Genomic DNA, 23518 nt, shown 5'->3' on the forward strand with positions numbered 1-23518 from the left:
CTTTGCGCTACCCGGCTCTATACGCCGGACGCAACGACTGTTCCCACCGCGCAGGAAAGCATGTTCAACGACACCTATCCGCTGAACCGCCATTGCTTGCTGGACTCGGCCAACGCCACCGAGATCAAGGACCAGGTCAGCCAGCACCTGTGGTCGCACCGCATGTGCGTCGCTCAGGGGAAACCCTTGCAGTCCAGGTTGTATGGCGTGTTCTTCGGCAGCGCCGCGCTGTTCGACCTGCACTATGGCGCCGAGGTCGAAATCGACGCCGGCGACATCGCCAGCTATTACCTGATCCGCGTCACCCTGCAAGGCACGGGGCTGGTTACGCTGGGCAAGCGCCGCGCCGCGATGCGCGAAGGCGGCCTGACGATCTCGTCGCCGTCGGAACCCAGCGTGATCAGCATCGGGCGGGATTGCCGCAACCTGATCCTGCGCGTAGAGCGCCAGGCGCTGGAACAGCAGTTGCAACGCCTGTTGGACCGGCCAATCCGCCACGCCCTGGTATTCGACCTGGAGGTGGACGCCGACGCCCCCGGGCTGGCTGCCGTGCGCGAAACGCTGGACTACCTGTGCCGGCTGTACCAGCATCCGGCCATCGACGGCGTCACCCAGACACTGGCTGCGGGCTTTTCTGATTACTTGCTGGCGCTACTGCTGACGCAGCTGCCCCACAACTATTCCGACCTGTTGCGCGCGGGCAGCCGCCAGCCCCTGCCCCAGCATGTGCGCCAGGCCCGCGAGTACATCGAAACGCATGTCGACGAAGCGATCTCGCTATCGGATCTGGCGGCGCACTGTGGCGTGTCGATCCGCACGCTGCAAAACGGCTTCACGCAGTTCTTGAAACAAAGCCCCAGCGAGTATGTGCGCAACCAGCGGCTGGCGCTGGTGCATGCGGCGCTTGAAGCCGCGCGCACGCGCGACAGCGTCACCGACATCCTGCTGCGCCACGGCGTGACCAGCTTCGGACATTTCGCCACCCACTACCGCAAACGCTACGGCTGCCTGCCGTCGGACACCTTGCGGCGGCACCGCGGATAAGCGCGGCCCATTCCCTTGCCTGATCGGAACGACGGTTGCGCGTTTTGCGCAGCCCGTACAGGGCGTCACCGCTAGGATCAAGCTTCTATCGAAGGAGCTTGATCATGCGAATCAGCGTATTGGGCGGCGGCCACGGCTGCTACGCGGCGGCGGCCGAACTGGCGGAAAAAGGGCACGACGTGCGCTGGTGGCGGCGCGACGGCGCGGCCTTTGAGGGCCTGCGCGACGCAGGCGCGCTCACCGTCACCGACTACCGCGGCACACGCCACATCCCGCTGGGCCACGGCCCCGGCCATCTGCAACTGGCCGACGCCTTGGGCGACGCAGTCGCCGATGCGCAATTGCTGGTCATCCCGCTGCCGTCCACCACCCACGACGCGCTGGCCGTTGAATTGGCGCCGCTGGTGCAAGACGGGCAGGTCGTGTTCCTGCCGCCGGGCACCTTCGGCTGCTACGTCTTTGCCCGCGCCCAGAAACACGCCGGCAACCCCGCCCGCGTGGCCTATGCCGAAACCGGCACCCTGCCCTATCTGGCCCGCAAGCACGGCAACACCGTCGTCGTCAGCGGCTACGCCACGCGCCTGCCCACCGGCGTGTTTCCCAACCGCCTGTCGGCGGACGCGCTGCCGCTCCTGCGGCAGGCCTATCCGGCCGTCGAACCGGTCGAGGATGGCCTGTCGGGCGCCTTGATGAACGCCGGCCCCATCATCCACCCGCCGCTCATCATGATGAACGCCGGCCCACTGGAGCACTTCGACAAGTGGGACATTCATAACGAAGGCACGCAGGCTTCGATCCGCCGCGTGACCGATGCGCTGGACGCCGAACGCGTCGCCATCCGCAAGGCGCTGGGCTACGCCGCCCCCCACTTCCCGCTGGCCGACCACTACTCCACCGAAGGCGACGAATGGATGTACGGCCGCGGCGCCCACGGCAAGCTGACCGACAGCGGCGACTGGCGCGAAACCATCGACTTGCGCACCCACCGCTACATGCAGGAAGACACGCGGCTGGGGCTGTCGTTCCTGGTGTCCACGGGCCGCTGGGCAGGCGTGCCCACACCAATCGCGCAAGGCTTGCTGAGCATCGCCAGCGCCATCACCGGCCAAGACCTGTATGCGGAAGGCCGTACCCTGGAAGGCCTGGGGCTGGACCGGTTGTCGCGTAGCGGCATGGCCGAACTGCTGGCGCAAGGATGCTGACCATGGACGCCAGAATTTGCGTGGTCGGCGCCGGCCGCATGGGTGAAGGCATCACCCTGTCTTACCTGCTTGCCGGATGGCAGGTGACGCTGATCGACATCAAGCCGCGAGCGCCAGCCGAACAATCGGCGCACGACGCGAGCGTAGCGGCCAACCTAAGGCGCGAGCTCGGCACGCTTAGCCAGTTGGGCCTGCTGGACGCGAGCCAGACGGAATCGGCCCTGGGCCGGGTGCGCCTGCGCCGGCGCGACGACGCCGTGGCCGACCTGCGGGCGGCGCGCGTCGTCTTCGAGGCCGTGCCGGAACGGCTGGACGCCAAGCGGGACACCTTCTTGTGGCTGGGGCAGACGTGCGCCCCGGATGGGGTCATCGCTTCCACCACGTCCACCTTTCTTGTCACCGAATTGGCCAGGCTGGTGCCGCATCCCGAGCGCTTTCTGAACGCCCACTGGCTGAACCCGGCCACCTTGATTCCGTTGGTGGAAGTCAGCCGCGGGCCGCAGACTGGCGACGCCGCGGCGTCGCTGCTGCTGGATACGCTGCGCCAGGCCGGCAAGGTGCCGGTGCAGTGCGCGCCGTCCGCGGGCTACATCGTGCCCCGCATCCAGGCCCTGGCCATGAACGAGGCCGCCCGCATGGTAGAGGAAGGCGTGGCCAGCGCGGAAGACATCGACACCGCCGTGCGGCTGGGTTTCGGGCTGCGCTTTTCGGTACTGGGCCTGTTGGAATTCATCGACTGGGGCGGCGGCGACATCCTTTACTACGCGTCGCGCTACCTGTCCGGCGAAATCGGCCCCCGCTTCGCCGCACCCGACGTCATCGCCCGCAACATGGAGGAAGGCCGCAACGGACTGCGCGACGGCCAGGGCTTCTACGACTACGCCGGCATGGACGTGGACGCGTACAAAATGGAACGGCTGGAACAATTGTGCAAGCGGCTGGACATCATGGGGCTGCTGCCTCGGGCAGGCAGCGCCCCGTCCGCGCCCGACCCCCGGCGCTGACGCCGCGGCTCAGCGTGCCAGGTCTTCCAGGATCCGGTACGCCAGCCGCACCCGGGCTTCGTTCGGATAGTTCTTGTTGGCCAGGATCACGATGCCCGTTTTCCGGGCCGGCACGAACGCCACATATGCGCCGAAGCCGTTGGTCGATCCGGTCTTGTTGATCCACACCGCCTGCTGCGGCGCCAGCGGGGGATTCAACGCCATTGCCGGGTGGCTCTGGCTGTTCAGCGTACCCGCGTTGGCCGTCAGCAACGCATCCAGCGTCACGGGATAGGCCAGTTGTTCCCAGACAAGGTCCTGCGTCATGTCGCCGACCTGGTAATAGCCCACATGCGTGCGCGCAACAGCGCGCCGAATGTCCGCGTCGCCCGTCATATCCATGTTGACCTCGACGAAACGCAAGAGATCGCGCGCGCTGGTCTTCACGCCATACGCCTGGGCCGCCAGCACGCCGGGATTCACGCGGACCGGCGCATCCTGCTTGTTGTAACCCTGGGCGTAGCCCGCCATCGCGGCGGCCGGCACGTCGATATACGTGTGCGTCAGGCCCAGCTTCGGAAACAGCGTTTTTTCCATCGCCTGCACGAACGGCTGCTCCAGACTCTTGGCGGCCACTACGCCCAACATGCCGATGCTGGGATTGGCGTAAGTGCGGGAGGTGCCGGCCGGAACCTGCGGCTTCCAGGTCTTCAGGTAGTCCATCAACTGCGCGTCGTTGCGCACGGCATCGGGCACCTGCAACGGAAAGCCGCCGCCCGTGTGCGTACCCAGATGAACCAGCGTCAGTTGCGCGAACGCCGAACCTTGCAGGGCGGGCAGGAAACGCGCGGGGCTGTCGTTCAGCGACAGCTTGCCCTGCGTTTCCGCATAGGCCGCCAGCGTCGCGGTATAGGTTTTGCTGATCGAGCCCACTTCAAACAGGGTGTCGCGGCTGACCTTGGCCTGCGTCTGCCGCGATGCCACGCCGTAGTTGTAGAACTGCTGCCGGCCATCCTGGGTGACGGCAATCGCCAGACCCGGCACGCCGAATTCGTGCATCACCGCCTGCGCGGCTTCGTCGATATGGCGGCGGGCTTCCGCTGACCCCGGCGGCGCGGCTTGCCCTTGCTGCGCGGTCGCGCCCAAGGCGACCAAGGCCACCCACGCCAGCGCCGACAAGGCGGCGCGGCGGGTTCGGTCAACGCGCTTTCTCATGCTTGCATCCCTTCTCTTGCCGTCTCGGTTGAATGCCCGACATAGTACTTACCCTGAATTCAATTCGACAAGAACTTGGCTATTCTGTACCCCGTCGATTCAAAACCGCGCAGAAGAGACCGGCACTTGTGGCCGGCGCCGACGGAGCAACCGCCCCGGAAACTCTCAGGCAACAGGACTGCGCGCGTCTAGACAATCTGGAGAGAGGCGCCGTGCGCGCCCACCGAAGGGGAACCCGCCGCCGTCAGCGCCGCGGGTGAAGCTCTCAGGTACCAAGACAGATGGGGTGCTGCGGCCATATCGGCCGCGGCCACCCAATCTGGAGCCATCATGCCCCGCATCGCCATCATTGGCGCCGGTATCACCGGCGTCACGTCCGCCTACGCCTTGTCCAAGCTCGGATACAAGGTCACTGTCTACGACCGCCAGCGCTACCCGGCCATGGAAACGTCCTACGCCAACGGCGGCCAGCTGTCGGCCAGCAACGCCGAAGTCTGGAACAGCACGGCCACGGTTCTGAAAGGGTTGCGCTGGATGTGGCGCAAGAACGCGCCGCTTTTGCTGAACCCTAAATTCAGCTGGCACAAGTATTCATGGCTGGCGCAGTTCATGGCGCAGATTCCGAACTACCGGGCGAACACCATCGCCACCACGCGGCTGGCGATCGAAGCGCGGCAGCATCTTTTCGACATGGCCGAGGCCGAAGGCATCGATTTCGATCTGGAGCGCCGCGGCATTCTTCACATCTATCACGAGGCAGCAGGCTTCGAGGCCGCCCGCCGTTCCAACACGTTGCTGCAGGCAGGCGGCCTGGAGCGCTTTGCCGTGTCCGGCAGCGAAGCCCGCAACATCGAACCCACGCTGCAAACGGATTGCTATGGCGGGTTCTACACGCCCTCGGACGCCACCGGCGACATTCATAAGTTCACCAGCGGGCTGGCGCGGGCGTGCGCACGCCTTGGCGTCACGTTCATGCAGGACGCCGACGTCGGCCAGATCGGCCGCGGCACCCCTCCCTATGTGCTGGACGTCCTGCGCGATGGCGGCACGGTGCGTGAACAGCACGAGGCCGATGCCATCGTCATCTGCGCCGGCGCGGTCAGCCGCAAGTTCGCCCGACAACTCGGCGACTCGCTGAACATCTATCCCGTGAAGGGCTACTCCATCAGCGTGCATCTGGACGACGCGCAAAGCCAGGCCGCCGCGCCCCGCGTCAGCCTGCTGGACGAGGCCGCCAAAATCGTCACCAGCCGGCTGGGCGACCGCTTCCGCGTGGCGGGCACGGCGGAGTTCAACGGCTTCAATATGGACATCCGCGCCGAACGGGTGCAACCGCTGGTCGACTGGACGCGCAAGCACTTTCCCGGCATCCGGACATCGCGCGTGGTGCCGTGGTGCGGCCTGCGTCCCATGACGCCCAACATGATGCCGCGCGTGGGCCCCGGCAAGCGGCCCGGTGTGTTCTACAACACCGGGCATGGCCACCTGGGCTGGACCCTGTCGGCCGCCACCGCGCAGATGCTGGCGGCAAGCGTCGGAAAGACGCTGCCGCTGCCTGGATAAGGCGTCCGATCAATACCGCCAGGTCACGCCCACGGAGCCGGCATTCTCGCGATTGCCGCCGCCGTACTGGCCGCTGTAGGTAACGCCGATGGTGGCGGAACGCGATACCGCCAGCTCCACGCCCAGCTCGGTGAACGCCGCATCGCGCGCCAACGGTGCGCCCGAGACCGTGAACGGTTGGCTGCCATTGAACGCCAGACGGGTACGCGAATCGACGTCGCCGAACGCATGGCGCCAGCCCGCTGCGGCACGCAACACGCCTTCGGTCTTGCCCGCGGTGAACGCCGTCTTGCCGCGCAGGCCAAGCGTGGTCGTGGTCAGCGAATTGCGGTTGCTTTCGCCGCTCAGTGCCGCCACGCCACCCGATTCCTGGAAGCCGCGGGTCCGCGTATCGGACCACGCCACGCCTGCGAAGGGCTCCAGCTGGGCGCGCTCGGCCACCGGCAGGGCATAACCCAGTTCGGTGAAGAGCTGACCGGTGCTGGCGCCGTAATCGGCGGTCAGCTTGTCTTGCTGTCCCGCGACCACGACGTTGCGCGTGGTGGAAATGTCGTGCCAGGTATAGCCCGCGCCGACCAGCAGGTTGAGCTTGCCCGCGCCGGCCTGGAAGGCCTTGCCGCCATAGACCGTCGCGCTGTAGCTATCGACATCCGCCTTGGACGAATTCGCATCGACACGGATGCGGCTGTCGGTGTAGCCCAACGCACCGCCCAGGCGCCAACCGCCACCCACCGCGTGGTCCGCACCGACGAACACGCCGCCGGTACGCTGATCCACGCGTGACGCGTTGTCGTTACCGCCAAGCGTCTGCCAGGTACCGACAAGCTCGGCCCACGCGGGTTGCGCCTTCGAACTCGGCAACGCCGAGGCCGGCGTCGCGCCGCCCGCTTGCGCGGTCGCCTCGCCCGCCGCCAGGCCGGCATCCAGATTGGCACGCAAGCTCTTGAACGGCAGGTTCCTCGACAGCCCATTCAGGTTGTTCAGGCTGGACGTGACGCTGGCGTGCGCCTCGCCCGACAGGTTGTCGAAGACGCCTGCGGGCGCGCCTTGCGGCAAGGTCAACACATACTGGTACAACGGATTCGCGCCCGACAGGCTGTCCAGCGCCGTCGCGGCGGCACGCTGGTTCGACGTGCCTGCCGCGTCGGCAAAACGCATCGGACGCGTGCCCGGCGTGGAAGGCGTGGACGGGTCGACGGGCACGCGCTTGCGGTCCAGTCGCAACGTGACGGCCTGGGCGTCATAGCCCAGGTTCGCATCCAGATACGCAAACGTGGACGAGGCGGACGAAAACGCCCCGTTGATGCGGTTGGCGGTCAGAATCGTGTAGCTGCGCTCGCCCGCCAGATTGCCGTCAGGGCCGACGTGGAGTACCGAACCGCCCAGGTTGGCGGTGCCGCCGACGGCGATGCGATCGCTGTCATTGGATAGCGGATCTGCCTCAACCCGGTACACGGAATCGGCTTCCAGCGTCAGGTCGCCGGCCACATGCAGCGTGCCGATGGAATTCCCCGGCGCGATGATGCCGCCTGCCTGCACGGTGGCGCCGCCTACGGAACCGGTCCCTTGCAGCACGCCATTTTGGGCGACCGTCACTTGGCCACCAAGTTTGCCCTGCCCGTTAACGCCGACCGACAACACCCCTTGTTCGACGCGAGTGCTACCGGCAAAGGCGGAACTGTCGCCGGTGAACGCCAGCATGCCGGCGCCGGTCTTGGCGAATGCGCCGGTTCCCGACAAAACGCCTGAATAAGTGCTCGATTGTGGCGTGTCCAGATTCAGCGCCCCGGCAGCCGCCAGATTCACGTTGCCGGAAAAAGTACCGCCCGTCGCCGCCAGCGTGCCTGCCGCGACGCGCCAGGTCTGCGCGCTGCGGCCCGTCAGGGTCAGCACGCCCGCGCCGGTCTTGGTGGCCTCGCCAGCCCCCGAGATGTCGCCGGCGAACGTGCCGTTGCCTGCCTGATCGAACACGACGAAGGCATTGTTCTGCAGGCTGCCGCGGATCGAGTCCGCGTTGCCCACCAGCGTGCCCGCCTCGACACGCGTGTTGCCGTAGGCGTTGTTGCCTGTCAGCACCAGCGTGCCCGCGCCAAGCTTGACCAGATCGCCGGCGCCCGACAGCGCCTGGCTCACCGTGAAGCGATTGGCGGCCGACGCGATATCGAACGCCCCACCCTGGGCGCTCCATTGCAGGTTGCGCCCGGTCTGCGAGAAAGTGTCGCCGGTGACACGCAACGTGCCGCCGTTGAAGGCCAGGCCGCCCGAGCTGTCACCCAGACTCGCATCCTGCGACACGCTCAGCACGCCATCCGATATCCGGGTGCCCCCCGTGTGGCTGTTCGCGCCGTCCAGCACCAGCGTGCCGCCGCCCGTCTTGTCCAGCCCGCCGCTGCCCTGGATCGGCGCACCGATGAAGGCGGTCACGCCCGCCAGCACCCGCAGCTCGCTGCCGTCCGCTGCGGTCTGCAACGAGCCGCCCGCGCCCGCCAGCGGGCCGATCTGCCAGCCATCGGAGAGGAACTGCAGGCCCTTGAATACCTGAGCGCCAGAGACCGAGACGACTCCTGCCACATCCGAGAACACGGCATGTTGCGCGCCCCACGCCCCTGACCAGCCGGATTGGCCATCAGCCTGCCATTGCATGTGGCCCGCCCCCCAGACGCCCGAACCGCCGCGCCAAACCAACAGGGATTCCGGGACGCCTGCGGGCACAATACGCAAGTCCACCATACCGGTGCGCGTAGTATCGACAGAGATTTGGTCTCTGGAGTGGCCGGTAGGCACTGTGTCCAGCACCAGGCCCGTTCCGCTCAGCGTACCGCCGTAAGTGAACAGGCGGTAATAGCCGATCGTGGGCTGTCCGTTGTCGCGGACCTGAAGCTTGGCGTTCAGGTCGAGATCGCCCGATACACGAGTCGTACCCGTCGTGCCGGCGCTGCTGCCATCGGCGCCCGCGGTGCCCAGGTAGTAGCGCACCGTGGAACCGTCCTTGAGCGCCAAATCGCCATTGACGCGCAGGCGGGTAAAACCCGAACTGACCAGCATGCCGCCAGCCAGCACGTCCGTTGTGCCAACGCTGCCGTTGCCTTGGATCCGCCCACCGGAGTTCACCGTCACGGTGCCGCCCAACGACCCGCCCCACATGAGGAGTTCTCCGCCGTTTACGACCGTGTCGCCGGTGAAGGCGGAACCGTCAGCCAAGAAGTACAGCTTGCCAGCGCCAAGCTTATTCAAACGCCCTTGCCCCGACAGCCTGCCGGACAGGTTTATATCATCTGAGTGATTGAATCCAAGCTCGGAGCCTCGGGCGGCATTGATATCCAGATAGCCCGCCGAGCCTCGCGTTCCGCCTTCTCCGAAATGCAGCGCGCCTTCCCTCACCTCGACAAGACCTTCATTGGTGGCAAGGCCGCCCAAAACCGTCATTTTTCCGGCACCGATCTTTGCCATCGTGCTTTGATAGATCGATATCACGCCATCAACGGAAAAATCATTGCCGCGGTTGAATATCAACTTTGCGCCCGGCGATGTGAGGACCGCGCCTGTACCCACGGAGCCAGACTCTCCACCATTGCCGAGTTCAAGTGTGCCTCCTCCTAGAATTTTGGTCTCTCCGCTATAACTGTTGTTGGCGGTAAGAATGACGTGACCCGAATCCGTAAAGGAAAGCGCGCCCGCTCCCGAAATCTGATTGTCGATAATCACGGTGCCGGTGTGCTGCAATGAGAGCTGGCCGTTGTTGACCACTGGACCTGTTCCGAGCACACGTCCCTGCGGCGTGAAACCTGGGCCGTTGAAGGACGTCAGGACAGCCCCTGCATCGATGGTCGTCATTCCGCTGTAGGTATTGACGCCCCCCAGCCCCACCATGGATTGGTCCGTTACCTCGATGCCACCGGTGCCGGAGATATTGCCCATTACGCCGCCGTTGAACTGCTTGAACACCAGCGCACCGTTGTTGACTACTGCCTGGCCGGGATTGGCGTACGTTCCTTGGTTCGTCAGTTCCAGAGTCCCTTCGGCGATGGTGACAGGCCCCGCAACGCCGATCGAGCCAGATAGCGTCAGCGTTCCCGTCGACGTCTTCCTCACTTCGCTGACGCCACGGATCCACCCCGCATAGCTCCCTTGCTCGATGGTCAGCGGCTGCAACCCGTCATAACTGGTGACAACGGTGCCGGCCCCCTGCAGATTCTTGATATGGCCGGCGGACCCGACGAAGTCGAGCGTCGCGTTCCGCCCCACGCGGGTTTCAGTGGCCTGGCTCGTTACGTCGCTGAGTACGCTGCTGCCCATGCCGTTCTTCAGCGTCCCGCCAACCACATTCAACTTGGCTTGGCTGCCGATTGACACAGGGATATATTGTTCCAGCACGATTTGGCCGTCCGCGCCGTCCAAACCAAATTGCGCAGTACCTCGAATATCCAGACCGCTGCGAATCGACAGCATGGCGGCCTGTTGCGCCGCTACCGTACTGGTTTTTCCATCCGCGAACGTCAGCGTCTGGGAGAACTCCAGCGTTTGAAACTGAAGCGGGTCGACAATCAGTGATCCCCCGTTCAGCATGATTTCGTCGTTATCGAGCGGCTGGCTGGGAATGGAGCGCATCTCTCCTTCACCGATCACCGTGGCATGCGCCATCGCAGAACCCAGCAGCATCGCGCCGCCGATCGCCCATGCCGGGACGAAACTGCGGGAAATCGCCACCGCCAGCGGGCGGCGCGTCATACCCCGGGGAAATTCATTTCTGGCCATACCGCCATATTGCGTGGCGTAATGCGGTGCTTTCTTGTTTCTCGTTTTCATACCGGATTTTTATAATCTGAGGGTTATTAACCCAGGCATATGCCTGATGCGGCTCATACTCAACTCACGCAAGCCGCGAAATAATAACCCACATTTTTTTACATTGACTCTTAATCCGATACATCTACCTGACGGTATTCCGAGGATCGCCGTCGGCGGCCGCGCCGTCCGCGCGTGATCAGCCGCCCCGAGCACCGGGGACGCCGCGGTAATCCCCCAGCGCCCGACAGCATCCCGCCCTGCGGCACAGACTCACTGATAGCGTTCGCGATAGCCCACGGGCGACATGCCGCAGTACTTATTGAAGATGTCGCGAAAGGCTTTGGTGTCGTTGTAGCCCACCTCGTACATCACTTCCGCCACGCTTTTTCGCGACGACTCCAGACGCTTCTTCGCCGCCTCGATACGCACCCGTTGCACGTATTCCACGATACTGTTCCCCGTGGCTTGCCGGAAGCGGCGTTCCAACGTGCGGCGGCCCATTGCGTGACGGCCGGCCAGGTCTTCCACGGTGATCTTCTCGGTGTAGCGGCCTTCGATGTAATCCTGCACCGCGCGCACGACCTCATCGGCGTGGCCCTTCTGCCCCGTGAACACCGAAAACGGCAGCTGGCTCTGCCGGCTCCAGTCCAGCTGGAAGTACTTGGCGCACCAGATGGCGGTGTCGCGGTCCGTGTATTTCTCGATCAGATGCAGCACCAGATGCGCCGCCGAAAACGCGCCGCCGCTGGTGTAGACGCCGTTGTCCGCCATGACGACCCGGTCGCTGACCCATTGCACATTGGGGAAAAGGCTGGCGTACAGGTTCTGCGCCACCCAATGCACCACGGCTTGCTGCCCGTCCAGCACCCCGCCCGCCGCCAGTAACGCCGCCCCCATGCAGAGGCTGGCGACTTCGCCGCCCTCGCGATGATGCCGCGACAACCAGTCGATCAGTTCGCGGTTGGACAGCACGGCGTCCGACACCGCGCCCAGCAGCGGCGGCGCGATGCAGATGTCGATGTCGGTGGCGTCGGCCAGCACCATGTCGGCCTGCACCTTGATGCGCCCGTCGTCCAGGCTGACCTCGCGCGTCAGCGCCAGCGTGCGCACCCGGAAACGCGGCTCTTGGCCATGCGCCACCAGATACTCATTGGCGACCAGGAAACCGTGGCGCGCGGTCTCCAGGGAAGCGATGTTCGCTCCCGTCGGCAATAGGAAAGCGACGTTTTTCATGGGAGGAAGGTCCGCGCGACAGGCACCGCGGAGCGGCATTTTTGATGACGCCAAGCATACGCCTGCGAGCTGACGCAATCCACCCGCAAGAATGTCGCATTCCCCTATCTGAAATCGCCGCTGATCCCGATACAGTGACATCTGCCGGCTTCACCGCCGGACGGCGGCGGACGTGACCAGCGGGCATGTCTGGCGCCGGCGAAAACAACATGGACCAAAGGAGCGTTTGATGGAAAATTACGTAGATGGTTACCTTCTCGCCGTCCCCAAGGCGAACCTGCCGGCGTACAAGAAAATGGCCGAACAGGCCAAGGACGTCTGGCTCGAACACGGGGCGCTGGACTACCGCGAGTGCGTGGCGGACGACATCGACATGGAAGGCTTTGGCTCGTTCACGGCCGCCGCTGGCGCGAAGGAAGATGAAACCGTGGTGTTCGCCTGGGTCTTGTTCGAAAGCAAGCCCGAGCGCGACCGGATCAACGCCAAGGTGATGGCGGACCCGCGGCTGACCGGCATGTCCTGCGAAGGCGTGTTCGACTTCAAGCGCATGTGCCTGGGCGGCTTCAACACCTTGGTGGGCAAGTAAAAAAAAACGGGCGGGGTGTCGAAACCGGCACCTCCCGTTCGTCGTATCTGCAGGAGCCGCCGGTCCGCATCGACGCGGCGCTCCGTCCCCCTGACAATCAACGATTCTGGAGACACGCCATGGCTACGCCTGCAACGAAGCCCATCCCCGACGGCATGCACACGCTGACCTCGCACATCGTGTGCGAAGGTGCCTCGGACGCCATCGCTTTTTATAAGAATGCCTTCAACGCCGAAGAGCTTGCGCGCTTGCCCGGGCCCAACGGCAAGATCATGCATGCCGCCATCCGCATCGGGGATTCCGTGCTGATGCTGATGGACGACTTTCCGGAATGGGGCACCCTGGGCCCCAAGGCGCTGAAAGGCTCGCCGGTGACACTGCACCTGTACATGAACGACGTGGACGCCGCGATGAAGCAAGCCGTGGCCGCGGGCGCCACCGTGACGATGCCCGTCGCCGACATGTTCTGGGGCGACCGCTACGGCCAGGTCGTGGATCCGTTCGGCCATCGCTGGTCCATCGCCACGCACAAATTCGATTATTCGCCCGAGGAGATCCAGCAGAACATGGCCAAGATGGGCGAAATGACCGGCTGCGGCGATGCGGCGGCGGCAACTGCCGCCAAACAATGAACGCGGCGCGTCGGCGCGTGGCAATGTGAAAGCCCGCAGCGGTCGGACCCTGGAGGGTCCAGCCGCTGCGGGCTTTTTTGCGACGGTCCGAGACTTACTGCGGATACGGCCCCAGGAAATCCAGCTTGCCGATTTTTACGCCCGCGTTGCGCAAGATCGCATAGGCGGTCGTGACGTGGAAATAGAAGTTGGGCAGCGCGAACGTCAGCAGGTAACCATCGCCCTGGAATTCCGGCTTGAAGTCGCCAAAGTTCACAACGATTTTGCGGCTTTCCGCGCCCTCCACCTGTTCAGGCGTCACGCTTTGCAAATAGGCGATGGTGTCGGCGATGCGTTGCTGCAATTGCGCGAAAGTCGTCTCTTCGTCGGGAAACTTCGGGGCTTGCCCCTGGGACAGACGCTGAGCCGCGAACTTGGCGGCGTCGCTGGCGCGCTGAACCTGGCCGGACAGCGGATACATGTCGGGCGCCAGGCGCGCATTGACGAGCACGGAGGGGTCGAGCCCTTCGGCCTGGGCATGGGCGACCGCCTTTTCAAGCAGATCGGCCAGCACGGTCATGCCGCGAACGAAGACAGGCACGGACGCCTGATAGATAGAAAGGGACATGGCGAAGATTTCCAAAAAAGCCAGCCTGGGCGAAGCACACGCTCCGCCTGCGTCAGGAATGCGGCGATCTTACCGCCGCGCCGCCCGGTTTCCCCGGCAGCCTGCCCCGACAACTGCATTCCCCATTCCCGAACAATAGCGCCTGCGCGACGACGCCTAGGGCTCCGGCTGGCCCGCGCCCGTCCGGCGCAAGCCCTGGAAAAAACGCCATACCAGCGCCGACGCGTCGGGGCCGCCGCGCGCATGGTATTTCACCGACGCGTCGCCACCGCTCCAGGCATGCTCGATCCGCGTGATTTCGCACAGGCGCAATACGGTCTTGCGCCCGCGCAGCAGGTCCACGCGGCGGTATGCCTTGTCAGTACCCAGCCCCAGCACGCGCTCCATGGGAACGTCTTCCGGACGCGGGTCATTCAAGGCGCGGAACTGTTCGAACAACTGTTTGGCGTTGCGAGGCGCCACCGCCGGATCCAGTTGCCCGTGGAGGATCAATGCCGGCATGCCCAGGCGGAACACGGCGGGGTCGGCCACGCCTTCCAGCAACGGCAGCAACGGCTTGAGGCTGCCGCGCCGCATCGTGCCGATACCGCTGGCGGCGCTATGCGCATCGCCCACGACAGGGCCGGAGTGCATGGCCACGGCGGCAATCAGTGAGGGGTGCCGCAACGCCACCAGCGCCGCCATGCCCGCCCCCGCAGACAACCCCGCGATGTAGACCCGCTCCGGGTCGAGGCCGTGCCGCGCGATTTCCGACCGGATCAGCGCCGCGATTAGATCGGCTTCCGCGCCGCCGTGCAGCGCGTCGGGTTGGAACCAGCGCCAGCATCGCTGGACCTGGCGCGTCATGGACTGCTGCGGATACAGCACCATGAAGCCCCCGGCATCCGCCCACTGGTTCATGCGCGTGCCGCGCGCGAACGCCAACGCGGTTTGCCGGCAACCATGCAGCATCACGACCACGGGCATGCCTGCGCGTGGCCCGGGCGCGGGCGTATAACGGGCGAAGGTCAATTGGCGTCCCGCGCCATCGGAAAACTGCCGCGACGATTCCCATCGCCCGCTGCCCAATGACGCCGCTGCCGCCTGATGGGGCGCGGCGGCCGGCGGCGCAAGCTTGGCCGCCGTCTTTCGCGCCGGCGCAGTGCGCTTCTTTGCGGGCTTCGGGGTCGCCATGCGCAGCGCAGTGCGCTGGAGTTTGCCTAGTTTCTTTGCGGCTTTGAAAAACAGACTGGTAAAACTGCGCGCCATTGCTGGGCCTCGGCCAGTGAACCTTCTTGACATCGCGTCGGTGCCTTGGCACCGCGGGGCCGCTCGCTGCGGCACGCCGACCATCGCGCCCGCACGGTCACGGACGCCTGGAATTCAGAATCTTGCTGCCGGACCGGCACCGCCCGTCAACAATTGCAGACAGGACATCAGGGCCACGGCGATCGTCAGCACGGACAATACTCTGACCACTTTACTGGAGTCGGGACGCGTCAGCATGGCGGTCATCCGCGTAACGATGTATGCCCCTACCATAAGGCCAATTGCCGGAATCATTGGTGTCTCCCCTAAGAGTATCTGTTGTGCGGAGCTGCACGCGCAGCCGCAGACGCGAGCCTGGGAAATAGAATGTGCACCGCCTCTACGGGCAGCTCAGTTCGTGCGTGAAATGTATCACAGAGTAACTTTGCAGCCGGGTATTTCGTCGCAACCCGCATGGGCCCGATTTGCACAAAATCAAACCCTGCCGCATCAGTCCCGCCGCCGGTGCACGGCCCCTTGAGCCCGCGGCACAAAGCGCCTATGGTGGAAGCCTCGCACCAACAAGACGCATTCATGTTTCCGAACGACAGACCCCAGACGCTGGGCGAAGAAATCGCCAACACCATCAGCCACGGCGTGGGCGCGGCAAGCGCCATGGCCGCCGCCCCCTTCCTGATCATCGCTGCCGTACGCCAGGGCGATGCCGCCTTCATCGCGGGCGCGGCGGTCTTCGCCGCCTCGATGTGCCTGCTGTATCTGGCGTCCACCATTTATCACGCGTTGCCGCTTTGCCGCGCCAAGCAGATCTTCAACGTGCTGGACCATTCGGCCATCTACCTCCTGATCGCCGGCACCTATACGCCGTTTGCGCTGGGCGCGTTGCGCGGCCCCTGGGGCTGGACCCTGTTCGGGCTGGTGTGGGGGCTGGCTCTGGTGGGCGTCGGGCTGAAGGCAAGCAAGCGCCTGAACCGCCCGGCCATTTCCACGGGGCTGTACCTGGCAATGGGCTGGCTGGTGATCATCGCGGTGAACCCGCTGATCGAGCGCGTCCCGACCGGCGGATTGTGGTGGCTGGTGGCAGGCGGGCTGGCGTACACGGGCGGCGTGGTGTTTTTCGTGTTCGACAACCGCTGGCGCTACAGCCATTTCGTGTGGCACCTGTTCGTGCTTGCCGGCACCGTCTGCCATTTCTTCGCGGTGCTGTGGTACGCCGCCTGACGGCGCGTCAATCGGCGGCCGCTACCGGCCACCATGCCAGCCATTGGCCCGGCATGGCCGCGATTCATGCTGCCATTCATGCCGCGATAGCGCTGCGATAGGACCCACAGGCTAGTCCCGCCGCAGGTACTCCGTGGGCGGCCGGCCCAGCACACGGCGGAACATCGTGGAGAACGCCGCGGGGCTTTGATAGCCGAAGTCCAGCGCGATGGCGGTTACCGGCTGCCCGGCGGCCAATCGCGCCAGCGCCTGCACCACACAGGCGCGCTGCCGCCAGGCGGAAAACGGCATGCCCGTCTGCAAGCGGAAATGGCGGCTGAAGGTGCGCAGGCTCATGTGCAGACGGTCGGCCCACGCCTGTGGCGGCACGCGCGCGTCGGGTGCGGCGATGAACGCCCGGCACAACGGCGCCAACCGCTTGTCCTTCGGCAAGGGAATATGCAGCGGCAGGACCGGCGCGCGATCGACCTCGTGCAACAGCAGGGCCGCCAGCGCCCCGTCGCGGCCATCCGGTTCGTACAGGGCAGGCATGTCGACCGCTTCCAGCAGCAGTTGCCGCAACAACGGCGATACCTCGACCACCTCGCAGGCAACGCGGTCCGTCCGCGCGGCGCCAGCTTCGATGTAGGCGCTACGCGTGCTGACGTCCAGCATGCGCACCCGATGCGTCACGCCCGCGGGGATCCACACGGCGCGCTGCGGCGGCACCACCCAGTTGCCATCGCGGGTCTCCACCTGCATGACGCCCGTGGCGCCGTACAGCAATTGCGCGCGCCGGTGCGCGTGAGCGGGCAGCAACTGGCCAGACGGATAGTCGTTGCCGATGGCGATCACGGCGCGGTCCAGCGAGTCGTAGCGGTCGATATGGGTATTGCGCATGGCGGGGACAAGGTCGAAATCGCGGGCCGCTTTGGCCGAAACACGAACATTATTGTCCAATCCCATAAAGCAGGCCATTCCCTGCCCGCCTATCGTGACGCTTTTCCAGGGAAAGGAGGAGCGGCATGCTGTATCTGATATTGGCCTTATTCGGTTGCGCAAGCGGCATCACCACGGTGTTGTTCGGCTTTGGCGGGGGCTTCGTGGTGGTGCCGGTGCTGTACGGCGTTTTGACGGCCACCCATGGCGCGGGGGACGCCATCGGCCAATCCGCCATGCACATCGCGGTGGCGACCTCCACTTGCGTCATGATCGTGAATTCAGTCGCCGCAACGCGCAAGCATCAGCGCGCGGGCAACATCGTGCGCGCCTACGTATGGCCGCTGGCCGCGTTTATCGCGGCGGGCGCCCTGCTTGGCGCGTGGGCCGCCACCCGCGCCAGCGGCGATCTGGTGCGCGGGGCCTTCATCGCCTATCTGGGCGTGACGATCCTGGACTGCCTGCTGCGCCAGGGCTTCCTGGCGCAGCAGGACGCGCAGGCCCCGCAACGCTTGGGGCCGGGCGTCGTAGTCGGCGGCGGCGTGGCCATCGGCGCCGTCGCGACGTTCCTGGGCGTCGGCGGCAGCGTGATGACCGTGCCCCTGCTGCGCCGGCGCGGCCTGCCCATGGCCAAGGCCGCGGCAATGGCCAACCCGCTGACGCTGCCGGTCGCCATCGCGGGCACGCTGGCGTACATGGCGGCGGCGCGCGAGCTTCCCGCCCGGCTGGCACCCTGGATCGTCGGTTACGTCGACCTGCTGGCCTTCGGCGCGCTGGCGCTTGGGTCGCTTGCGGGCATCCGCCTGGCCGCCCCGTTCATCCCCCGGATTCCCGATCGCCTGCATGCCCGCGTGTACCTCCTGCTGCTTGCGCTGGTGATGCTGAGCATGCTGCTGATTTGAGCACGCGGCGCGCATCCGGCGCCGCCGCCCGCACACCTAAGGACACATCGCGACCAGCAGCGACTACGAAACCGCGCAAAACGTTTCCGACGCCCGCCCTGGGGCCGCCCTGCCGGGCACGGCCCGGATCCCGTGGCCTGCCGACACAGGAAAACACATCGCGAAACTTGTCCCGTGCCGGGTCCCATCGTCATCATGGTCGGACATTCAAACCGGAACAAGGAGGTTTCATGCAGCGTTCCACTTACGCATTCCTATCCGCCGCCATTTTGACGACGGCGCTCTCCGGTGCTTCCGCCCTGGCGCAGAACGCGAGCCAGCCGCCGGCTCAACCGCAAATGGCCCCCGCCATCACGCAGCCCACCGACCAGCAATTGCAACGTTTCGCCTCCGCATCGCAAAAGGTTTCCGGCGTGGTCGATGAATACCGTCCCAAGGTCGACGCCGCGAAGTCGGACGACGCCAAGCAGAAGGTCGTCCAGGAAGCGGACGCCAAGATGGTGCAGCTGGTGCGTGCGGACGGACTGACCGTCGAAGAATTCAATGGCATCGGCCAGGCCGTGCAGCAGGACCCGAAGTTGAAGCAGCGGGTCATGAACATGAGCCAGGGCGCGCCGAAGTAACCCAAGGCCGGACCGGGGATTGTCCGGCCTGCGCCACGCGTCCTTCGGGCGCGTGGCGCTTTTTCTTGCGCGCTTGGACGCGGGGAAAGCGTTATCCTGACTGCCGTCTTCTTCCACAGGCATGCCCAAGGAGCACGGTATCTTGAACCCGGATCTGACTCTCTATGACCTGGCCGGCGCCGACGCGTCGCTACGTTTCAGCCCCCACTGCTGGAAAACGCACATGGCGCTGGCCCACAAGGGCCTGTCCGCCAAGACCGTGCCCTGGCGCTTCACCGACAAAGAGGAAATCAGCTTTTCGGGCCAGAAACTGGTGCCGGTGCTGGTGCATGACACGCATGTCGTCAGTGATTCATGGCAGATCGCCTGCTACCTGGAAGACACGTTTCCCGAACGGCCGTCGCTGTTCGGTGGTCAGGGTGGCCGCGCAACCACCCTGTTCACGAACGCCTGGGCCGATACGACCTTGGTGCCCGTGCTGGCGCGCCTGTTGCTGCCCGCCATCCACGGCCTGATCCACGAAAAAGACCAGGAGTACTTCCGCGCCTCGCGCGAAAAGCGCTTCGGCAAACTGGAAGACCTGCCCGCAGGCTACGCCGACCAGATCGCCGCGCTGCGGGCGGCATTGCTGCCGCTGCGCCTGACGCTGGGCAAACAGCCTTTCCTGGCGGGCGCCCAGCACGGCTATGCCGACTACGCGGTGTTCGGCATGTTCATGTGGGCGCGTTGCACGAGCCCGCTGGAACTGCTGGCCGAAGACGACCCCGTCCACGCCTGGCGCGAACGGCTGCTGGATGCCTTCGACGGCCTGGCCCGCCGTGCGCCCAGCGCCGCCGGTTGATCAGGTCTTCAGGCGGTAGCCCGTCTTGAAAATCCAGCGCACGCCGATCAGGCACGCCACGAGGAACACCAGCGTCATGCCGACGCTGACGCCCACGCTGACATCCGACACGCCGTAGAACGCCCACCGGAAACCGCTGACCAGATAGACCACCGGGTTGAACAAGGTGGCGGTCTGCCAGAACGGGGGCAGCATCTTGATGGAATAGAAGGTGCCGCCCAGGAAGGTCAGCGGCGTGATGATCATCAGAGGGATGATCTGCAGCTTCTCGAAGCCGTCGGCCCAGACGCCGATGATGAAGCCGAACAGACTGAACGTGACGGCCGTAAGCACCAGGAAGCCCAGCATCCAGATCGGATGCGCGATCTCGAACGACACGAACAGGCGAGCCGTGGCCAGCATGATCAGCCCCAGGATGATGGACTTGCTGGCCGCCGCCCCCACGTAGCCCATGACGATCTCCACATACGAGATGGGCGCCGAGTGGATTTCGTAGATGGTGCCCGAGAACCGCGGCATGTAGATGCCGAAGGACGCATTGGCGATGCTTTGGGTAAGAAGCGACAGCATGATCATGCCGGGCACGATGAACGCGCCGTAGCTGACCCCGTCGATCTCGACCATGTGCGAACCGATGGCCGAGCCGAACACCACGAAGTACAGCGACGTAGAGATGACCGGCGACAACACGCTTTGCATCAGCGTGCGCCAGGCGCGGGCCATTTCAAACAGGTAGATAGCGCGGATGGCGTAGAAGTTCATGATTGACCGTGTACCAGGCTGACAAAGATATCCTCAAGCGAGCTTTCCGATGAATTCAGGTCCGTGAATTCGATCTCGAGCCGGCTGAGGTCGTGCAGCAGCTGGGACATCTGCCCGCCCCCCTGGTTGTCATAGGTATAGACCAGCTTGTAGCCATCGGCGGACAAGTCCAGCTGATAGGCGTCCAGCGCGGTCGGAATGCCCGGCAACGGCGCTTTCAAGGTCAGGCTCAGCTGGCGTTTGCCCAGCTTGGCCATCAGCGCGTCCTTTTTTTCGACCAGGATGATCTCGCCCTTGCGGATCACGCCAATGCGGTCGGCCATTTCCTGCGCTTCCTCGATGTAGTGCGTGGTCAGGATGATGGTGACGCCGCTTTCACGCAGGCGCCGCACCATTTCCCACATGCCGCGGCGCAGCTCCACGTCCACGCCCGCCGTCGGCTCGTCCAGGAACAGAATGGCAGGTTCGTGCGACAGCGCCTTGGCGATCATGACGCGACGCTTCATGCCCCCCGACAGCGCCATGATCCGGCTGTCCTTCTTGTCCCACAGGGACAGGTCGCGCAGCACTTTTTCGATATAGGCGGGGTTCGCCGGCTTGCCGAAGAGGCCGCGGCTGAACGTCACGGTGTTCCACACGCTTTCGAACGCGTCGGTGGAAATCTCTTGCGGCACCAGGCCGATCTTCGAGCGCGCGGCACGAAAATCCGACACGATGTCGTGTCCGTCGGCCAGCACCCGGCCGTCGCTGGGATTGACGATGCCGCAGATGATGCTGATCAGCGTCGTCTTGCCCGCGCCGTTCGGCCCGAGCAAGGCGAAGATCTCGCCACGCTGGATTTCCAGGTTGACGCTCTTTAGCGCCTGGAACCCCGACGCGTACCGCTTGGATAAATCCTGAACTGATATGACCGGCTGCACTCGAGCCCCCGACTTGATCGACAGCTGGAGATTTTACCCGCCGCGCCGTTACCGCTTATTCGGCGTGGCGGAACGCAGTGTTCAGGGTGTGGCGACTAACGGCCCCAACGCAGCACCAGGGGGTCGAGCCGGCGGGCGGTTTCCAGCAGGCCCTGGCGAACCTCCGGGCGCATCGGCGGGAACGGATGGCGGGGTGCCTCGCAGTCAATCACGCCACCGGCTTTCATCAACGCCTTCGCCGTCAGGATGCCGCCCTGGCGGTTTTCGTAGTTGATCAGGGGAAGCCAGCGCTCGTACAGGCGGTAGGCCTCGTCGCGCCGCCCGGCGCGGTGCGCCTCGATGATGGGGCGAATGCCGTCGGCAAAGCCGCCGCCCGTCATCGAACCCGTGGCGCCGGCATCCAGGTCGGGCAGCAGGGTAATGGCCTCCTCGCCATCCCAGGGCCCTTCCACCGCCGCGCCGCCCAGTGCGATCAGGTCACGCAGCTTGGAGGCCGCGCCTGCCGTCTCGATCTTGAAATACGACACCTGGGGAATCTCGCGCGCCATCTTCGCCAGCAGCGTGGCCGGCAACGGCGTGCCAGCCACCGGCGCGTCCTGGATCATGATGGGGATGTCCACCGCGTCGGACACCTGCTGGAAAAAGGCCTCGACCTGCGCTTCGGGCACGCGGATCGTCGCCCCGTGGTACGGCGGCATGATCATCAGCATGGCAGCGCCCTGGTCCTGCGCCTGCCGGCTACGCGCCGCGCAGACCCGGGTGCTGAAGTGCGTGGTCGTCACGATGACGGGCACGCGGCCTGCCACGTGTTCCAGGATGGTCCGCGTCAGCACCTCGCGTTCTTCGTCCGACAGCACGAACTGTTCGGAGAAGTTCGCCAGAATGCACAGGCCGTCCACGCCCGAGTCGATCATGAAGTCGACCGCGCGCTTCTGGCTGGGCAGGTCCAGGCCACCCGACTCGGTAAAGGGGGTGGGCACCACCGGAAAGATGCCGCGATAGCGCGGCGCCTGGCTCGTGGGGGTCGTGGGGGTCGTGGGGGTCATTGTCATCGCGGGCCTATTCGATGATGTTGAAATCGTTCAGATACTCGGTCTTCAGCGTCAGGCCCAGCCCCGGCTTGTCATCATCCAGGTCGATGAAACCCTCTTTCGCCACCGGCTCGCCGTCAAAGATGTAGTAGAACAGCTCGTTGCCGACTTCCACGTCGAACATCGGGAAATACTCACTCATGGGCGAGGCCAGCGTGCTCATCGTCAAATGGTAGTTGTGCATTTGCCCGGCGTGCGGAATGACCGGCACGCTGTACGCTTCGCACAAGGCATTGATCTTGTGCGCCGCCGTGATGCCGCCCACGCGGTTCGTGTCGTACTGCACCACCGACACCGCCTTCTTATCCAGCAACTGCTTGAATCCGTACAGCGAAAATTCGTGCTCGCCCCCCGAGATCGGGATCGACGTCAGCTGGTTCAGTTCGGCGTAGCCGTCGGTGTCATCGGCAATGACGGGTTCTTCCAGCCAGCGGGGCTCGAACTTCTCTAGCTTGGGCAAGATACGCTTGGCGTATTCCAGGTTCCAGCCCATATAGCACTCCAGCATCAAGTCGGTGTCGTAGCCGATGACCTCGCGCACGGCCTCGACCGACTTCAAGTTCTCCGCCACGCCTTTCTGCAGGTGCGCCGGCCCGTAACCGAAACGCATCTTGAACGCGGTGAACCCCTGGTCCAGGTAGGTCTGCGCCTCTTCCTGCATGGCCTTGAGGTCGGTGCGGTACAGCTTGGAATAGTAGACCGGGATCTTTTCCTTGGTGCGGCCGCCCAGCAACTTGAAAACGGGCTTGCCCACCGACTTTCCCAGGATGTCCCAAATGGCCAGGTCCACGCCCGATATCGCCGCCATCGTCACGCCCTTTCGGCCCCAGGCGTGCGTGGCGCGGTACATACGCTGCCACAGGTATTCGTAGTCCCAGGGGTCGTGGCCCACGACCAGCGGCGCAAGGTATTGGTCGATGATGGCCTTGGCCACGCGCGGGGCCAGCGCCACATTGCCCAGGCCCACGATGCCGTCGTCCGTTTCCACTTCCACAACGGTCCAGCCGTGGAAGCGGAACGTGCTCATGGTTTCTTGCTTGGAATACAGCAGGTCCATGGCGTTGGAGCAAAAGTTGCCTTGCGGCGGAACGGTCTTGCCGGTCCATTCGAAAACGCGAGCGCGGACGGATTTGATCTTCATG

20 protein-coding genes and 1 riboswitch are annotated in these 23518 nt (G+C 64.9%); of the genes, 10 read left to right on the forward strand and 10 right to left on the reverse strand.

The annotated features are described in order from the left end of the window. The first annotated feature begins 60 nt into the window (after nt 1-60). The 3 genes from CQ050_RS09065 (at nt 61) to CQ050_RS09075 (ending at nt 3250) form a co-directional block, all read left to right on the forward strand. The gene (locus CQ050_RS09065) at nt 61-1044 is read left to right on the forward strand and encodes an AraC family transcriptional regulator (RefSeq protein ID WP_105556481.1); all 984 of its coding nucleotides are present in this window, start codon (nt 61-63) and stop codon (nt 1042-1044) included. Between the two features lie 104 nt (nt 1045-1148). Next, nucleotides 1149-2246 (forward strand): NAD/NADP-dependent octopine/nopaline dehydrogenase family protein, encoded by a 1098-nt coding sequence (locus tag CQ050_RS09070; protein WP_105556482.1) that lies wholly within the window; start codon nt 1149-1151, stop codon nt 2244-2246. Between the two features lie 2 nt (nt 2247-2248). Continuing rightward, nucleotides 2249-3250, forward strand: coding sequence for a 3-hydroxybutyryl-CoA dehydrogenase (locus CQ050_RS09075; RefSeq protein WP_105556617.1), 1002 nt, complete (start codon nt 2249-2251; stop codon nt 3248-3250). Nucleotides 3251-3259: 9 nt separating this feature from the next. Here CQ050_RS09075 and ampC read toward each other — a convergent pair whose 3' ends face one another. Continuing rightward, entirely contained in the window at nt 3260-4444 is a 1185-nt protein-coding gene (gene ampC / locus CQ050_RS09080; RefSeq protein ID WP_105556483.1) for a class C beta-lactamase, read from the reverse strand. A 100-nt stretch (nt 4445-4544) separates the two neighbouring features. Continuing rightward, a riboswitch (glycine riboswitch) is annotated at nt 4545-4635 on the forward strand. A gap of 139 nt (nt 4636-4774) precedes the next feature. On the opposite strand from ampC, the gene CQ050_RS09085 reads away from it, so the two are divergent. Continuing rightward, nucleotides 4775-6007, forward strand: coding sequence for a D-amino acid dehydrogenase (locus tag CQ050_RS09085; RefSeq protein WP_105556484.1), 1233 nt, complete (start codon nt 4775-4777; stop codon nt 6005-6007). 9 nt (nt 6008-6016) lie between these two features. Here the strand turns inward: CQ050_RS09085 and CQ050_RS09090 are convergent, their stop codons facing one another. Then, nucleotides 6017-10735, reverse strand: coding sequence for an autotransporter outer membrane beta-barrel domain-containing protein (locus CQ050_RS09090; RefSeq protein ID WP_158266040.1), 4719 nt, complete (start codon nt 10733-10735; stop codon nt 6017-6019). 330 nt (nt 10736-11065) lie between these two features. Beyond that, on the reverse strand, nt 11066-12028 hold the full coding sequence (locus tag CQ050_RS09095) for a GlxA family transcriptional regulator (protein ID WP_105556486.1): 963 nt from the start codon (nt 12026-12028) through the stop codon (nt 11066-11068). 229 nt (nt 12029-12257) lie between these two features. Here CQ050_RS09095 and CQ050_RS09100 point away from each other — a divergent pair, with 229 nt between their 5' ends. Continuing rightward, a complete protein-coding gene (locus CQ050_RS09100; RefSeq protein ID WP_105556487.1) occupies nt 12258-12614 on the forward strand; it encodes a DUF1428 domain-containing protein in 357 nt (118 codons plus the stop codon). A 119-nt stretch (nt 12615-12733) separates the two neighbouring features. Further along, nucleotides 12734-13246: a VOC family protein gene (locus CQ050_RS09105; RefSeq protein WP_105556488.1), complete on the forward strand. Its 513-nt coding sequence runs from the start codon at nt 12734-12736 to the stop codon at nt 13244-13246. A 94-nt stretch (nt 13247-13340) separates the two neighbouring features. On the opposite strand, the gene CQ050_RS09110 is transcribed toward CQ050_RS09105, so the two are convergent. Beyond that, nucleotides 13341-13853 carry a DUF1993 family protein gene (locus tag CQ050_RS09110; protein ID WP_105556618.1) on the reverse strand — a complete coding sequence of 171 codons (513 nt, stop codon included), beginning with the start codon at nt 13851-13853 and terminating at the stop codon, nt 13341-13343. 156 nt (nt 13854-14009) lie between these two features. Further along, nucleotides 14010-15026 carry a PHB depolymerase family esterase gene (locus tag CQ050_RS09115; RefSeq protein ID WP_233213905.1) on the reverse strand — a complete coding sequence of 339 codons (1017 nt, stop codon included), beginning with the start codon at nt 15024-15026 and terminating at the stop codon, nt 14010-14012. 648 nt (nt 15027-15674) lie between these two features. Here CQ050_RS09115 and CQ050_RS09125 point away from each other — a divergent pair. Next, complete coding sequence (locus CQ050_RS09125; RefSeq protein ID WP_105556619.1) at nt 15675-16319, forward strand: hemolysin III family protein; 645 nt, start codon at nt 15675-15677, stop codon at nt 16317-16319. Between the two features lie 111 nt (nt 16320-16430). Here the strand turns inward: CQ050_RS09125 and CQ050_RS09130 are convergent, their stop codons facing one another. Next, nucleotides 16431-17198 carry a helix-turn-helix domain-containing protein gene (locus CQ050_RS09130; protein ID WP_105556620.1) on the reverse strand — a complete coding sequence of 256 codons (768 nt, stop codon included), beginning with the start codon at nt 17196-17198 and terminating at the stop codon, nt 16431-16433. A gap of 125 nt (nt 17199-17323) precedes the next feature. Between CQ050_RS09130 and CQ050_RS09135 the strand changes: the two genes are divergently transcribed. The 3 genes from CQ050_RS09135 (at nt 17324) to CQ050_RS09145 (ending at nt 19603) form a co-directional block, all read left to right on the forward strand. Further along, the gene (locus CQ050_RS09135) at nt 17324-18139 is read left to right on the forward strand and encodes a sulfite exporter TauE/SafE family protein (protein ID WP_105556491.1); all 816 of its coding nucleotides are present in this window, start codon (nt 17324-17326) and stop codon (nt 18137-18139) included. A gap of 230 nt (nt 18140-18369) precedes the next feature. Then, nucleotides 18370-18762, forward strand: a complete 393-nt coding sequence (locus CQ050_RS09140) for a DUF4168 domain-containing protein (RefSeq protein WP_105556492.1) — start codon at nt 18370-18372, stop codon at nt 18760-18762. Between the two features lie 142 nt (nt 18763-18904). Further along, entirely contained in the window at nt 18905-19603 is a 699-nt protein-coding gene (locus tag CQ050_RS09145; protein WP_105556621.1) for a glutathione S-transferase family protein, read from the forward strand. Here the strand turns inward: CQ050_RS09145 and CQ050_RS09150 are convergent, their stop codons facing one another. The 4 genes from CQ050_RS09150 to CQ050_RS09165 form a co-directional block, all read right to left on the reverse strand. Continuing rightward, on the reverse strand, nt 19604-20365 hold the full coding sequence (locus CQ050_RS09150) for an ABC transporter permease (protein ID WP_105556493.1): 762 nt from the start codon (nt 20363-20365) through the stop codon (nt 19604-19606). Next, on the reverse strand, nt 20362-21285 hold the full coding sequence (locus CQ050_RS09155) for an ABC transporter ATP-binding protein (RefSeq protein WP_105556494.1): 924 nt from the start codon (nt 21283-21285) through the stop codon (nt 20362-20364). Before CQ050_RS09155 ends, CQ050_RS09150 begins: the two co-directional genes overlap by 4 nt. A gap of 95 nt (nt 21286-21380) precedes the next feature. Continuing rightward, nucleotides 21381-22337: a dihydrodipicolinate synthase family protein gene (locus tag CQ050_RS09160; protein WP_105556495.1), complete on the reverse strand. Its 957-nt coding sequence runs from the start codon at nt 22335-22337 to the stop codon at nt 21381-21383. 7 nt (nt 22338-22344) lie between these two features. Beyond that, entirely contained in the window at nt 22345-23517 is a 1173-nt protein-coding gene (locus tag CQ050_RS09165) for an L-rhamnonate dehydratase (RefSeq protein WP_105556496.1), read from the reverse strand. Between the last annotated feature and the right edge of the window lies 1 nt (nt 23518).

Source organism: Achromobacter sp. MYb9 (assembly GCF_002975275.1).
Taxonomy (GTDB): Bacteria; Pseudomonadota; Gammaproteobacteria; order Burkholderiales; family Burkholderiaceae_B; genus Achromobacter.